The sequence below is a fragment of the Pseudomonas sp. Irchel 3A7 genome (assembly GCF_900187565.1).
In the GTDB taxonomy this organism is placed as follows: Bacteria; Pseudomonadota; Gammaproteobacteria; order Pseudomonadales; family Pseudomonadaceae; genus Aquipseudomonas.
The window spans coordinates 96,288-110,512 of the sequence record NZ_FYED01000006.1 but is presented as its reverse complement, the minus strand read 5'-3'; the positions used below and the strand labels follow the sequence as shown (position 1 = coordinate 110,512).

Below are 14,225 nucleotides of genomic sequence, written 5' to 3'. Positions count from 1 at the left end.
CGACTTTGATCTGTTGACTCATGGACGAAAGGCATCCGACATCTGTAAGTGGGAGGCACACCATGAAACGTACTACGCTGATTCTCGCTGTCCTCACAACACTAGGCTCCGCCGGCGCCTTTGCCGAAGGTGGCGCTGAACGCATGAGGTACTACTACGAGACGCTGCGCTATAACCAGCAAGTGGCGCTGGGCAACATCACACCAAGCCAGGCCAGTGAACTGCGGGTCCCGGACGATCAAACGGCACAAATGACCGAGTCCTATAGACCGAAATGATTGTTACACCTCTGACTGCTTGCTCTTCAGTCAGAGAAAACCGTTGGGCGTCCTGATGGACGCCCTTTTTTATGCGCGGATCAAAGTGATTTGATCCAGAACATCATGCGCCCGTGCGCCGGGTCGAACTCGCCCGGGGCGAAGCCGAACTTGCCGTAGGAGGCTTGCGCCACTGCATTGCCTTCCAGCACTTCCAGGGTAATTCTGCAGCAGCCACGCTGACGGGCAATGTCCTCGACCTTTTGCAGCATTCGCTGGCTCAGGCCCAGTCCGCGAAACTTCGGCACCACGGCCACATCGTGCACATTGACCAATGGCCGGCAGGCAAAGGTCGAGAAGCCTTCAAAGCAATTGACCAATCCGGCCGGCTCGCCGCCGACAAAGGCCAGTACGCTGAATGCGTGGGGACGCTTGGCCAACTCGCCTGGCAGCTGTTCCAGCACGTCATCGGTTAGAGAGTGTCCGCCGCCCATCGGGTCCTGGGCGTAGCTGTTCAACACCAGGCCGATGGCCTCGGCATGTACCGGGTTGGTGTAACTGGCTTGCAGCACAAGTATTTCCGCGAAATCCATTTCCATCCTCGATCACATTCATTTGGCCCCAGTGCGCAGATCGCCCTGGAAGGCCTGGCGACGATATCGCGGGCGTGTCCGTTTGAAAATCAAAAGATCGCAGCCTTCGGCAAGTGGATCCTTCGCGATATGGAACGTCCTTGTACTCCTGTGAAAGCGAGCCTGCTCGCGAAGGAGGTCAACAACCATCTGCTTTTTGTCCGAATGACCGCGTTGCCCAGCCGCTTTTCGCGAGCAGGCTCGCTCCCACAGGGACATGCACCTTTAATGCCCCCAGATCAAGGCTTCGGTCCATCCCAGCTCGGCAAAATCCTCAGCCCGCAGGTGCGATTCGCCCGCACAGAAAAACTCGTCCAGTTGCGGCGGTTTCACCGATGTGCCGCTGAGCATGGCGTGCACCTGTCCCCGGTGATGGATCTGGTGCTCGAATAGGTGCGACAGCAGACGCAAGCGGCTGTCATGTTGCGGCGTGTCCCGGGCGATGGTCACCACCTTGCCCAGATCGGCATCGCGCATCTGCTCGCAGTAGGCAATTAACCGCCGGTCGACATGAGCCTGCTCCCGCTTGAGATCCAGGGCCTGGGTGAACGGCTCGTCGTCCTTGAAAAACAGGTAGCAGTCGGGGTGTGGATCAGCGCCGCGCAACTCGCGCTCAAGCGCATCCACGTAAAACCAGTCGCAGGTCAGGATGTGGTTGAGGGTGGCGCGGATGCTTGGAAAGAAGCTGACACGCGGGGCAACCAGATCACCGGGGCTCAACTGACACCAGGCCTTGGCCAGTCGATGATTGGCCCAGGCGTTCTGATAAGCCATGGTCAGCAAATGGTGGGACAGAGGCTGGTTCATGCTGAAACCTCCTGAATCTCATATCTCCCAAGCCTTAGACTTGTGCGAAACGCTCCAGCTGCATTTCCTGCAGGCGGCTGAGGGTACGGCGGAACGGGAATTCCAGGTAGCCCTCGGTGTAGAGCGAATCCATCGGCACCTGCGCTTCGAGGTACAGCGGTACCTTGCGGTCGTAGCACTCGTCCACCAGGGCAATGAAACGCCGCACGCCGTCGTCATGCACCGATAACTGCGGCAATTCGCGATCCCCGGCTTCCACCCGCACGGCGCCGTCCTCAGTACCCCGGGCGATGCGTCCGGCGCGTTTTTGCGCGCTCAGGTTGGGGACGTCACTCAACAGGATAACGCTGAAGGTGTCGCACAGGGCCATGAAATCCATCGCGGCAAACGGCTGTTCACACAGATCGGCGTAACGACACCAGAGCACTGTTTTGCTTGCCTGCACCACCTCGAGCGAACGGTAACCGACCTTGACCGGTTCGCTGGACACCGCTTGGCCGACGGTCAACAGCCTGAACACATCGTCCAATGCGCTGGGCTGTCCGGGCGTGGCGACCCAGTAACGTTGCAAGCCTTGCCCCGGGTGCAGACGATGATCTTCGCCACCGTCCACCGCAATCACCTGCATGTGCTGCTTGATCGCAGCGATGGCGGGCAGGAAACGGTCGCGGTTGAAGCCGTCGGCGTATAACCCATCAGGCGGCAGATTGGAGGTGCAGACCACCACCACGCCCTGCTCGCACATCACCTGAAACAAGCGCCCGAGAATGATCGCGTCACCGATGTCATTGACGAACAATTCATCGAAGCACAGCACCCGCACTTCTTCGCTCAACTCGCGGGCCAGCGCTTTCAACGGGTCGGCGGTGCCGGTGAGCTGAAACGAGCGCTGATGCACCCAGCCCATGAAATGGTGAAAGTGCTGGCGCCGGGCCGGAACCTGCAAATGCTGGTAAAACTGGTCCATCAACCAGGTTTTACCGCGCCCGACCGGGCCCCAGAGGTAAACGCCAGTGATCGGCTTGCGGCCTTCATGCAGCGCTTCATGACACTTCTGCAAAGCCCAGACGGCATGTTCCTGGGCTTCGTCCTGGACGAAGCCCTTTTGTTCAATGGCGTACTGCCAGGCGCTGAGGGGGGAGTCGACATTCATGCGCGGCAGTATGCCACCCGCGCACGATGACTACAGTGAAATGTCCAGCCGGGCAATCTTGCCCTGCTCATTCAGGCGAAACATGTAGCGCAGTTCCAGGGGGCTGCCGGGAAACGTGCCGGAGATCAGGCCATTGACCAGCACCTTGCCGGTACGCTGTTGCACCTCCAGTACTTCGACCCGAGGCTGGTAGCGTTGGCCGGTGTCCTGCATCCATTGGGCGATGGCTTGGGTGCCGATCCGGTGCTGGCCCTCATCGAACACATTGGCATCTTCGGCGAAGAAACTGCCGACCCGCGAGGTGTCGCGGGCATTGGCGGCGGCAATGTAGGCGGCGATGGCGGGCGCCAGTGCAGAGGCGGGATTGGACATGTTGCGGCTCCTTGTTTGTTGGTTCTGGAGCCATGCTAAAACAGGACGCTGTCAATTCTTGTCAGGAGTGAAACGCCCGGATTCATCCAGTTGCATTTGCTTGCGCCAGGTCCGCAACAGGTCACTGCGCCGCCCCGGGTAGCGCTCGCCCAGCTCACTCGCCTGCGATATCCGGTCGGTGCGAAAAGTCCGATAAGCACTGCGCAACTCACACCAGGCCACGATGATCCGCACCTCGTTAAGAAACCCCAATGCCAATGGCCAGATCAGCCGTTGACTGGGCACTTGTTGGGCGTCGGCATAATCGATGTGCAGCTTGGACTGATCACGAATGGCCTGGCGAAACACATTCAACGGCACCGCATTGGGTGCGAAACCATACCCCGGCGGTCCCGGCATCACGGTCGGGTTGCGTAACGCGTCCAGCGCTTCCGGTGCGAGTACCGCGGCAATCTTGGCCAGCGCATCGGCCGCCGCTTTGCTCAGCACTTCATCCCCCCGCTGATCCACATAGCGCAGCCCCAAAACAATGGCTTCGGTTTCGTCGGCATTGAGCATCAACGGCGGCAGGAACAAACCGCTGCGCAGTACGTAACCAATCCCCGCCTCACCGTAGATCGGTGCGCCCAGCGCGGTGAGTTCGGCGATGTCGCGGTACAGCGTGCGTTCAGAGATATCCAGTTCGCCAGCAAGCGTGGCCGCCGTCACTGGACGGCTCTTGCCGCGAAGCACTTGCAACAACGTCAGTAAACGGGTGGTTCGCGACACGATTGGCAGGTCCTGTCCAGAGAGTCGAGGGAGCTTAGCAGAGGCCCCTGTCAGAAACTGTCAGCAGCAAGGTGGAAAAACCACATGCCTGAGCAAAGCTTGCTCCTGCAGTGGATCGGGTACATCTGCAAAAGCCAGGTCGGCTGTCAGGCCGCCTTCGCGAGCAGGCTCGCTCCCACAGGGGAATGAGCGCGACGCAAAAGCCATCATCGCGAGCAAGCTTTGCACCGACAGGCGGAACAAGGGAAAAGGAGCTTGACGCTGAATATTGCCGGGACCATATTAAATAGATGTTGTTTATAATCTATATTCACCTCGACGTACCTTCAGGAGTCTCCCATGCATTACAAAGTGTTTGGCCGTAAAACCGGCTTGCGGGTTTCCGAGCTGGCGTTGGGCGCCGGCAATTTCGGCACCGGCTGGGGCCATGGTGCCGAACGTGATGAAGCCAAGGGCATTTTCGACGGTTATCTGGAGGCTGGCGGCAACTTCATCGACACCGCCAACGGCTACCAGGGTGGCCAGTCCGAAGCCATGCTCAGCGAGTTCATCGCCCCGGAGCGGGATCATCTGGTCATCGCCAGTAAATACACCTTGGGGACTACACCGGCAGCCGGCATTTCCCACACCGGCAACAATCGCAAGAACATGGTTCGCGCCGTGGAAGAAAGCCTGAAGCGCCTGAAAACCGATCATCTCGATCTGTTCTGGGCGCACATGAGCGATGGCGTGACGCCGATGGAAGAGATCCTGCGTGGTTTCGACGATCTGGTACGGGCCGGCAAGATCCATTACGCCGGGCTGTCGAATTTCCCGGCGTGGCGCATCGCCCGTGCCGATCTGCTGGCCGAGGTACGCGGTTTTGCGCCGATTGCCGCGATTCAGGTCGAATACAGCCTGGCCGAGCGTACCGCGGAGCGCGAGCAACTGCCGATGGCCGAGGCGTTGGGCCTGGCCGCCACCCTCTGGTCGCCGCTGGGTGGCGGCTTCCTCACCGGCAAGTACCGCAACTCCCAGGGCGATAACCGCGCCACTAAACTCGGGATGTTGGTTCACGCCGAGAAAGGCGCCCGGGAAACCGCCCTGCTCGACACCCTGCTGGCGGTCGCCGCAGAACTGGCGGCCAGCCCGACCCACGTGGCCATCGCCTGGTTGCGCGAACAAGCCAGACGCTCGACCACCACACTGATTCCGATTCTCGGCTCACGCACTCGCGAACAACTGGACGCCACCCTGGGGGCGTTGAACGTGCAGTTGAATGCCGATCAACTGGCGCGGCTCGATGGCGTCAGCGAGGTGGCTAAAGGTGTGCCCCATGAATCGATCAGCGGTTCCTTTGCACGGTTCAGTGGCGGCGTGACCCTCGACCTGCCGAAAATCCCGGTGGCCTAAAAAAGCTTCGCGGGCAAGCCCGCTCCCACAGGATTTTTTGCAGAACCTGTGGGAGCGAGCCTGCTCGCGAAGAGGCCGTGTCAGCCAACATCTACATCAATTGACACACCACTTTCGTCGGAACGCCGCCCGGAGCCGGCTCGCTCCCACAATGGTTTGTGTTTTACCGGTCAACCTTATGCTTGGCCGCATAAAGGCACAGCATTTCCATCGCCAACGTCGCCGCCGCCAACGAGGTGATTTCCGCACTGTCATAAGCCGGCGCCACTTCCACCACGTCCATGCCCACCAGGTTGATCCCGCGTAGACCGCCGAGGATCTCCAGCGCCTGCACCGTGCTCAAGCCGCCACACACCGGCGTTCCGGTGCCCGGAGCATAGGCCGGGTCAAGACAGTCGATATCGAACGTCAGGTACACCGGGTGATCGCCGACCCGCGCCCGAATGACTTCGACAATCGCATCAACGCCACGTCGATGCACCTGCCGCGCATCCAGCACCTCGAAGCCCTGATGATTGTCGTTGGTGGTGCGCAAACCGATCTGCACCGAACGCGACGCATCGACCAGGCCTTCCCTGGCGGCGTGCCAGAACATGGTGCCGTGGTCGATGCGCTTGCCCTCTTCGTCCGGCCAGGTATCGCTGTGTGCATCAAAGTGGATCAGCGACAGCGGACCGTGCTTGCGGGCGTGAGCCTTGAGCAGCGGATAGGTGATGAAGTGATCACCGCCGAACGTCAGCATCGCACTGCCCGCGTTGAGGATGTGTTCGGCGTGGGCTTCGATGCTTTCCGGGGTCGACTGCGGCGAACCGTAATCGAAGTCGCAATCACCGAAGTCGACGACCGCCAGATGATCGAACGGATCGAAGGTCCATGGCCAGTGGCGCTCCCAGGCAATTCCGGTGGACGCGGCGCGAATTCCCCGCGGCCCGAAGCGCGCGCCGGGGCGGTTGCTGGTGGCGGTGTCGAACGGCACGCCGCTGACTGCCACGTCGACGCCGCGCAAATCGCGGCTGTAGCGGCGACGCATGAAACTGGTGATGCCGGCGTAAGTGCTTTCGGCGGCGGTGCCATACAGGCTGTCGCGGGTCATGGCCTGATCGTTTTGCATCGGGACGTCCATCTCGGGTTCCTTATTATTGGCGGCTACGAAAAGCGGTCCACATGCGAGTGCGCTGGCGCATGTCCTTGAGGCTCATGCTGCGATCGGCGTACAGCCGCTCGCGAACCTCATGCGGCGGGTAGATGTCCGGGTCGGTGCGCACCGCCTCATCCACCAACGGCGTCGCGGCCTGGTTGGCGGTGGCAAAGAACAGGGTGTTGGTCAGCGCCGCGACCGATTCCGGACGCAACATGAACTCGATGAACTGGCGCGCCGCTTCGGGGTGTGGCGCGTCCTTGGGAATCGCCAGGTTGTCCTGCCACACGAGGGTGCCTTCCTTGGGAATCCGGTAGGCGATTTCGTAGGGCTTGCCGGCCTTGCGTGCCTGATCGGCGGCCATGCTCGCATCGCCGTTGTAAGCCAACGCCAGGCAGACACTGCCATTGGCCAGATCATTGATCTGCCGCCCGCTGGCCACGTACAGCACCGAAGGCTGCAGCTTATGCAACAGCGCCTGGGCCGCTTCGAGATCGTCCTTGCTGGTGCTGTAGGGATCCTTGCCCAGATAGTGCAACGCCAGGCCGATCACTTCCTGGGGCGAGTCGATGATCGCAATGCCGCAGTCCTTGAGCTGGCTGGCGTATTCGGGTTTGAACAACAGATCCAGGCTGTTGAGCGGCACGTTCGGCAAGCGTTTCTGTACCGCCTCGACATTCATCCCCAACCCCAGGGTGCCCCAGGTGTAAGGCACGCCATAGCGATTACCGGGGTCCACCGCCGCCAGTTTTTCCAGCAAATCCGGATCAAGGTTGGCGTAGCCCTTCAGACCTTCGTGGGGAATGGCTTTCAATGCGCCAGCCGCCAGGCCACGCGCCAATACGCTGGACGACGGCACCACGACGTCATAGCCGCTGCCGCCGGTGAGCAGTTTGGTTTCCAGCACTTCCGGCGCGTCGAAGGTGTCGTAGCGCACATGAATGCCGGTTTCCTGTTCGAAACGCTGCAGGGTTTCAGGGGCGACGTAATCGGCCCAACTGTAGAGATTGACAACGTTGTCCTCGGCCTGGGCCGCTGCGGCCATGGCAAGGAACAGCGCGGGGACACACATCTTGAACACGGTAGCCATGACGAACACCTGACCGGAGGAAGTGGTTGCAGGATGCGTCGTCGGATACATTGATAAAATATAAAGATTATTAACCTGACATTACCCAGGAGTAATGTTTGATGCTCGGTCAACTCCACGATCTGGATCTGCACCTGTTGCGCCTGTTTGTCAGCGTGGTGGAGTGTGGCGGCTTCAGCGCGGCCCAGGGTGAACTGGGCCTGAGCCAGTCCAGCATCAGCCAGCAAATGGCCAAACTGGAAACCCGCCTCGGCTATCGGTTGTGCAGCCGTGGCAAGGGCGGATTCAGCATCACGCCCAAGGGTGGACAACTGCTCAGCGCCACCCGAGGGCTGTTCGAATCCATCGAAGCATTCCGTCACCAATCCAACGGCGTGGCCGGGCGCTTGATCGGCGAGGTGCGCCTGGGCTTGTCCGAAGCCCTGGACCCATCGGTGTTGCAACGGGTGGCCGAAGCGATCCGGCGTTTTCGCGAACGCGACGAATCGGTGCGCATCGAATTGATGAGCGCCATGCCTGGCGAAATGGAGCGTTTGCTGCTGCAACAGCGGCTGGACCTGGCCATCGGCTATTTCTCCCAGGTGCAGAGTGCTTTTGACTATCGCGAACTGTTTACCGAAACCCAGCACCTGTACTGCGCGGCGGGCCATCCGCTGTTCAACAACGACGCGCCGGATGACCTGGCGCTGCAAGCTTGCGACCGGGTCGATCACCCTTACCGCTTCCTGCGTAGCGACGAGCCATTCCAGGGCAAGCTGTGCTCGGCGCGGTCGGAACAGGTCGAAGGCACCCTCGCCTTCATTCTGTCCGGCAAGCATGTCGGCTATCTGCCTGAGCACTTTGCTCGTCACTGGGAAGACAAGGGGCTGCTGCGGGTGGTACGCCGCGAAGGCATGAGCTTCGACGTAGCGTTTCACCTGGCCCGGCACCGGGCGCAGGTGCCGGGGGATGCGCAGAAGGCGTTCGAGGAAGACTTGTTGGCGGCGTTTGCCTGATTTGAAGGTGAACCATATTTCTGTGGGAGCGAGCCTGCTCGCGAAGGCGTCCTGACAGGCAACATCGATGCTGGATGTTCCGGCCTCTTCGCGAGCAGGCTCGCTCCCACAAGGATTGTGCTTGTGCTAAGAGGCTCATCGCTCGCCACAAAATAGTCTTTCTGGCATCCTGCGCCTCCATTTTCTGACCCGGCCCACCCCTGGACCATGAACGCCTCTGAAAAACTCCCTGCCCCACGCCACAATGACCTGATCTATGGCCTCGACGACCGCCCGCATCTGACCGCCACCGTGTTCGCCGCCCTGCAACATGTGCTTGCCAGTTTCGTCGGCATCATCACGCCGACGCTGATCATGGGCAGCGCCCTGGGCCTGCAAAGCGAGATTCCCTACCTGATCAGCATGGCGCTGTTCGTCTCGGGCCTGGGCACTTTCGTGCAGGCGCGACGCTTCGGTCCGATCGGTTCCGGCCTGCTGTGCCTGCAAGGCACCAGTTTCTCGTTCATCAGCGTGATCCTCAGTGCCGGTTTCATGGTCAAGGCCCGGGGTGGCGGCACCGATGAAATCCTCTCGACGATCTTCGGCGTGTGCTTCTTCGCCGCGTTCATCGAAGTGGTATTGAGCCAGTTCATCGGTAAGTTGCGGATGCTGATCACCCCGGTGGTGACCGGCACAATCATCACGCTGATGGGATTGTCGCTGATCAAGGTCGCCATGACCGATATTGCCGGCGGTTTCGGCGCCACCGACCTCGGCGCGGCCAGCCACCTGGGCTTGGCGGCGCTGGTGCTCGGGACCATCGTGGTGTTGAATCGGGTGGACGTACCCTTCCTGCGTCTGGGCGCGATTGTCATCGGCCTGACCCTCGGCTATGTCGTCGCCTGGCTGCTGGGCCACGTCGATTTCGCCAGCCTGCCCGCCGTACCGCTGATGAGCGTACCGGTGCCGTTCAAGTACGGTTTCTCCTTCGATTGGGTGGCGTTCGTGCCGGTGGCGGTGATTTTCCTGGTGTCGCCACTGGAAGCGGCCGGCGACCTGACCGCCAACTCGATGATCTCCCGGCAGCCGGTCAAAGGCCCGCTCTACATCCGCCGGATCAAGTCCGGGCTGTTGGCCGACGGTCTCAACTCGGCCATGGCCGCCGTGTTCAACAGCATGCCGATGGTGACTTTCGCCCAGAACAACGGCGTGATCCAGTTGACTGGCGTAGCCAGCCGTTACGTGGCGTTTTTCATTGCCGGGCTGCTGGTGGTACTGGGGCTGTTCCCGATGATCGGCGCGGTGCTGCAACTGATGCCCAAGCCGGTACTCGGTGGCGCCGAACTGGTGATGTTCGGCACCGTGGCCGTGGCCGGCATCAAGATCCTGGCCGAAGCGGGCCTGCATCGACGCAACATGCTGATCGTGGCGATTTCCATCGGCATGGGCCTGGGTGTGGCGGCCGTGCCGGAAGTCTTGCGCGAGCTGCCCAAGGCATTGCACAACATCTTCGAATCGCCAATCACTGTCGGCGCGCTGTGCGCGATCCTGTTGAATATCTTCCTGCCCGAGGAATTCATCGAGCTGGAAGAAGATGACTTTGATCCGGAAGCCTCGATCCTGCAGGTCATGGAAAACCCGGATATCCCGGCCAAGGGTGAATCCGCTACAGCTGCGGTTGTCGCAAGGTTGAACAGTTAGATAAATGCTCGAGTCCTGCAGGAGCAAAGAATCGTTCACACATCCAATGTGGGAGCGAGCCTGCTCGCGAAGAGGTGGACACATCCGACATTGATGTCGACTGTTACACGGTCTTCGCGAGCAGGCTCGCTCCCACAGAGGTAATGCGGGGGGCTTGTTCGGCACGATGTGATTGGTGGACAGTAGCAAGCCGATAGCCGCTACATCTGAACCAGGGAGCTGCGAAGAACATGGACGCCACACCTGCCCTTTACACCGAACGCTTGATCCTGCGCCCGCTGGAGCTGGCCGATGCCGAGGCCATCCAGCAACAGTTCCCGCACTGGGAAGTGGTGCGTTACCTCAACGCCCTTGTGCCGTGGCCCTATCCCGCCGACGGTGCGCTCACCTACCTGCGCGACAATGCCCTGCCGGCAATTGCCCGTGGCGAGGAATGGCACTGGACGATTCGCTTGAAATCGGCACCCGGGCAGTTGATCGGCAACATCAGCCTGATGAACGAACAGGACAACAACCGAGGTTTCTGGCTTGCTCCAAAGTGGCAGGGTCAGGGCTTGATGACCGAAGCCAGTGAAGCAGTCACTGCCTACTGGTTCGAAACCCTGGGACAAGACGTCCTGCGGGTACCGAAAGCGGTGCCGAACATGGGTTCGCGCAAACTCTCGGAGCGCACCGGTATGCGTTTGATCGGCACCGATGGGGGCGATTTTGTCGGCGGGCGATTTGCCAAAGAGATCTGGGAAATCACCCGGCAAGAGTGGCTACAGCGGCGCTAGCGAACGCTTGCAGGAGCAAAGGGCCGTTCACACCCATCCACTGTGGGAGCGAGCCTGCTCGCGAAGAGGTCGGCACACTCAACATTAATGTCGAATGTTGCGCCGCCTTCGCGAGCAGGCTCGCTCCCACAAGGGTTACGAGGTGAAAAGGACACCCGGTTTAGCCCGCTCATCCACCGTCAACTCAAACACATCCGGGCGCGCGTAATGTCCGACCACGTCGTAATCGTACCGGGCGCGGATCAAGTCATCGGTGTCGATTGGCGCCGTGATCAAACCGGCCTCGCCACGCAATGGCCCGGCCAGGATGTCGCCCGTGGGACCTACGATCACGCTGCCGCCGGCAATCAACGGTCGATCCGCCGGCCAGTTCGCCACTTCAATACCCAAGGCCTGCGGCGAATCCTGAACCTGACAGGCGCTGACCACGAAGCAGCGGCCTTCATGGGCGATATGGCGCATGCTGATCTGCCACATCTCCCGCTCGTCCACCGTCGGCGCGCACCAGACTTCCACCCCTTTGGCATACATCGCGGTGCGTAGCAGCGGCATCATGTTTTCCCAGCACACCACCGCGCCGATCCGCCCGACCTGACTGTCGATCACCGGCAGGGTCGAGCCATCGCCCTTGCCCCAGATCAGCCGCTCCGTGCCGGTCGGCATCAGCTTGCGATGCTTGCCTGCCAGCCCCGCCTGCGGGTCGAAATACAACGCGGTGCAATACAACGTGCTACCCGCCCGCTCGATGACGCCGATGACCAGATTCGCACCCGTGCGCGCAGCCAGGCCGGCCAGCGCTTCGGTTTCTGCGCCGGGGACATCGATGGCATTGGCAAAATATCGGGCAAACGCCTCGCGCCCTTCCGGCAGCCTATAACCCAGCTGCGTGCCGAAGCCCTCGCCTTTCGGGTAGCCGCCGAGCAGCGCCTCGGGCATCACCACCAGGGTGGCGCCGGATTCGATAATCGCGTGTTCATAGGACAGGATCTGTTCCAGAGTCTGTGCCTTGCCACCGGGCAAGGCTCCGATTTGCAGGGCGGCAACAATTGACTTGGGCATTGAGAAAGCTCCATTGGCGTCTGGTGTTGCTCATTTTCAAGCGCCACGGGGCCATGAATAAAGCCCCATTCATTGCTGAATGATATGAGCCAGATAAATATCGACGACTCCGTGAAAAACGGATCGCCTGGTCAATGATTCTTCGAACACCGGCTACTCTCTACTTCGCTGTGGCAAAACACAGCGGTATCGGGATTCGAGGATCAGGATGAAAAAAACCAAAAGACACCTGCTGGCCCTGGCGACCTTGTTGCCAGCCGTCCTTGCCCAGGCCGATGACGGCGGCATCAGTTTCTGGTTGCCAGGCCAGTTCGGCGCACTGGCCGCGGCGCCTACCGAACCCGGCTGGAGCCTGCCGCTGATTTACTATCACCTCAGCGCCGAAGATGACGCCAACAAAGGCATTCCACGCGCCGGACGAACCACCTTTGGTCTTGATGCCAAAGCAGACCTGTTGTTCGCCTTCCCGACCTATACCTTTGCCGAACCTTTGCTCGGCGCCCAGGCCGCCATTGCGTTGGGCGCCGCGGTCGCTCGCTCCGAAGCCAATGTCGATGTAACGCTGACGGGGCCACGGGGCCGTACCTTTTCCGGCGGCACGGACGACAGTTTGAAGGGGGCCAGCGATCTCTATTTATTGGGCACCCTGAAATGGAACCAGGGCGTTCACAATTTCATGGTCTACAGCATGGGCAATATTCCGGTCGGTGCCTACGACCCGGATAGGCTGGTCAACATCGGCCTGGGTCATGCGTCTCTGGATGCGGGGGGCGGCTACACCTGGTTTGACAAGAAGAACGAGTTCTCCGCCGTAGCCGGCATGACCTACAACTGGGAAAACACCGACACCGACTATCAGAACGGCATCGATGCACACCTGGACTTGAGTGCCTCGCACTTCATTACCGACCAGACCCACCTGGGCCTCGTCGGCTACGTTTTCCATCAGGTCACGGGCGACAGCGGAAGCGGTGCCGTGTTGGGTGATTTCAAGTCCAAAGTCAGTGCCATCGGCCCTCAGGCCGGACACTTCTTCAAGGTGGGGAAAACGCTCTGGTACACCAACCTCAAGGGCTACTACGAGTTCGACGCGAAGAATCGGCCGGAGGGCTGGAACGCGTGGCTTACCCTGGTGGTTCCCCTATCCGAGTGACTTCCACATATCATGAACAGTGCTCCACTCACTGCTTAATGATATGAACCCAATGAATATCACCAACATCGATCTCAACCTGCTCAAAGTCTTCGAGGCGTTGCACGAGGAATCCAGCGCCAGCCGTGCCGCACTGCGCCTGGGTGTAACGCAGTCGGCCGTCAGCGCGGCCCTGCGTCGGTTGCGCGAGGTGTATGGCGATCAACTGTTCGTACGCACCGGTCGTGGCCTGTCGCCAACGCTCCAGGCCAATCAACTCAAGCCGGTGGTCAGCGATGCCCTGAACAAATGCCGCCAGAGTCTGGCAATGGTCGACCCCGGCGCCAGCCATTACGACGGCCGCTCCGTGACCGTGGGCATGTCGGATGATTTCGAGGTTGCCTACGGCCGGCGATTGATCGAAGAAGTCGCCCGCCGCGCGCCGAAGCTGCGCCTGATCTTCCGCCAGACACACAGCCAGATCGTTGCCCAGGCCCTGATGGAGCGCAGCATCGACCTGGCGATCACCGCTGGCGGGTTTGCCGAACGCCTGCTCAGTCGCCAGGTGTTGGGTGAAGGGAGTTACGCGTGTCTGGTGGATCCGCTGAGCCTGACCGCAGACCAGCAAAACATCAGTCTTGAGGAGTTCGTTGCCCGCGAACACATCCTGGTGTCGTCGGGAGGCTTCATCGGCATCACCGACGAAGGACTCGCGGCGTTGGGCATGAGTCGGCGCGTCTGTGCCTCGACCACCCATTTTGCGGCATTGCCGCACCTGCTCAAGGGCAGTCAGGCGGTGGCCACCATTCCGACCCACGCGGCCCAAGGCATCGCGACGTTCAGCGGACTGGTACTGCTGCCCTGCCCCCTTGCGTTGCCTCGCTACCCGATCGAACTGGGCTGGCGCACCAGCGCCCAGCTCGATCCGGTGGTGTTAAAAGTGCGCGAGGCGATCGTCGCGAGCTTTACGTAAG

15 protein-coding genes are annotated in these 14,225 nt (G+C 60.7%); 7 read left to right on the top strand and 8 right to left on the bottom strand.

The window, feature by feature from the left end; genetic code table 11:
- Positions 1 to 62: 62 nt before the first annotated feature.
- On the top strand, positions 63 to 278 hold the full coding sequence (locus CKW21_RS11855) for a hypothetical protein (RefSeq protein WP_095194154.1): 216 nt from the start codon (positions 63 to 65) through the stop codon (positions 276 to 278).
- Between the two features lie 80 nt (positions 279 to 358).
- Here CKW21_RS11855 and CKW21_RS11850 read toward each other — a convergent pair whose 3' ends face one another.
- The 5 genes from CKW21_RS11850 to CKW21_RS11830 all read right to left on the bottom strand — a co-directional run bounded on the left by CKW21_RS11850 (position 359) and on the right by CKW21_RS11830 (position 3,989).
- A complete protein-coding gene (locus CKW21_RS11850) occupies positions 359 to 850 on the bottom strand; it encodes a GNAT family N-acetyltransferase (RefSeq protein ID WP_095194352.1) in 492 nt (163 codons plus the stop codon).
- A 264-nt stretch (positions 851 to 1,114) separates the two neighbouring features.
- Complete coding sequence (locus tag CKW21_RS11845) at positions 1,115 to 1,696, bottom strand: DinB family protein (RefSeq protein ID WP_095194153.1); 582 nt, start codon at positions 1,694 to 1,696, stop codon at positions 1,115 to 1,117.
- Between the two features lie 34 nt (positions 1,697 to 1,730).
- Positions 1,731 to 2,849, bottom strand: a complete 1,119-nt coding sequence (zapE, locus tag CKW21_RS11840) for a cell division protein ZapE (protein ID WP_095194152.1) — start codon at positions 2,847 to 2,849, stop codon at positions 1,731 to 1,733.
- Positions 2,850 to 2,879: 30 nt separating this feature from the next.
- Positions 2,880 to 3,221 (bottom strand): nuclear transport factor 2 family protein, encoded by a 342-nt coding sequence (locus CKW21_RS11835; protein WP_095194151.1) that lies wholly within the window; start codon positions 3,219 to 3,221, stop codon positions 2,880 to 2,882.
- Positions 3,222 to 3,272: 51 nt separating this feature from the next.
- Positions 3,273 to 3,989: a YafY family protein gene (locus CKW21_RS11830; RefSeq protein ID WP_095194150.1), complete on the bottom strand. Its 717-nt coding sequence runs from the start codon at positions 3,987 to 3,989 to the stop codon at positions 3,273 to 3,275.
- 339 nt (positions 3,990 to 4,328) lie between these two features.
- On the opposite strand from CKW21_RS11830, the gene CKW21_RS11825 reads away from it, so the two are divergent.
- Entirely contained in the window at positions 4,329 to 5,381 is a 1,053-nt protein-coding gene (locus tag CKW21_RS11825; protein WP_095194149.1) for an aldo/keto reductase, read from the top strand.
- A 163-nt stretch (positions 5,382 to 5,544) separates the two neighbouring features.
- Here CKW21_RS11825 and speB read toward each other — a convergent pair whose 3' ends face one another.
- Positions 5,545 to 6,504: an agmatinase gene (speB, locus tag CKW21_RS11820; protein WP_095194148.1), complete on the bottom strand. Its 960-nt coding sequence runs from the start codon at positions 6,502 to 6,504 to the stop codon at positions 5,545 to 5,547.
- Positions 6,505 to 6,517: 13 nt separating this feature from the next.
- Positions 6,518 to 7,609 (bottom strand): polyamine ABC transporter substrate-binding protein, encoded by a 1,092-nt coding sequence (locus CKW21_RS11815; RefSeq protein ID WP_095194147.1) that lies wholly within the window; start codon positions 7,607 to 7,609, stop codon positions 6,518 to 6,520.
- A 101-nt stretch (positions 7,610 to 7,710) separates the two neighbouring features.
- On the opposite strand from CKW21_RS11815, the gene CKW21_RS11810 reads away from it, so the two are divergent.
- The 3 genes from CKW21_RS11810 (at position 7,711) to CKW21_RS11800 (ending at position 11,060) form a co-directional block, all read left to right on the top strand.
- Complete coding sequence (locus CKW21_RS11810) at positions 7,711 to 8,604, top strand: LysR family transcriptional regulator (RefSeq protein WP_095194146.1); 894 nt, start codon at positions 7,711 to 7,713, stop codon at positions 8,602 to 8,604.
- A 207-nt stretch (positions 8,605 to 8,811) separates the two neighbouring features.
- Positions 8,812 to 10,284: a nucleobase:cation symporter-2 family protein gene (locus CKW21_RS11805; protein ID WP_095194145.1), complete on the top strand. Its 1,473-nt coding sequence runs from the start codon at positions 8,812 to 8,814 to the stop codon at positions 10,282 to 10,284.
- 230 nt (positions 10,285 to 10,514) lie between these two features.
- Entirely contained in the window at positions 10,515 to 11,060 is a 546-nt protein-coding gene (locus CKW21_RS11800; protein ID WP_095194144.1) for a GNAT family N-acetyltransferase, read from the top strand.
- 135 nt (positions 11,061 to 11,195) lie between these two features.
- Here the strand turns inward: CKW21_RS11800 and CKW21_RS11795 are convergent, their stop codons facing one another.
- Positions 11,196 to 12,119: a carbon-nitrogen hydrolase family protein gene (locus tag CKW21_RS11795; protein WP_095194143.1), complete on the bottom strand. Its 924-nt coding sequence runs from the start codon at positions 12,117 to 12,119 to the stop codon at positions 11,196 to 11,198.
- A 208-nt stretch (positions 12,120 to 12,327) separates the two neighbouring features.
- On the opposite strand from CKW21_RS11795, the gene CKW21_RS11790 reads away from it, so the two are divergent.
- Together CKW21_RS11790 and CKW21_RS11785 are read left to right on the top strand one after the other, a co-directional pair.
- On the top strand, positions 12,328 to 13,272 hold the full coding sequence (locus CKW21_RS11790; protein ID WP_095194142.1) for a transporter: 945 nt from the start codon (positions 12,328 to 12,330) through the stop codon (positions 13,270 to 13,272).
- Positions 13,273 to 13,315: 43 nt separating this feature from the next.
- Positions 13,316 to 14,224, top strand: coding sequence for a LysR family transcriptional regulator (locus CKW21_RS11785; RefSeq protein WP_095194141.1), 909 nt, complete (start codon positions 13,316 to 13,318; stop codon positions 14,222 to 14,224).
- Position 14,225 lies beyond the last annotated feature (1 nt).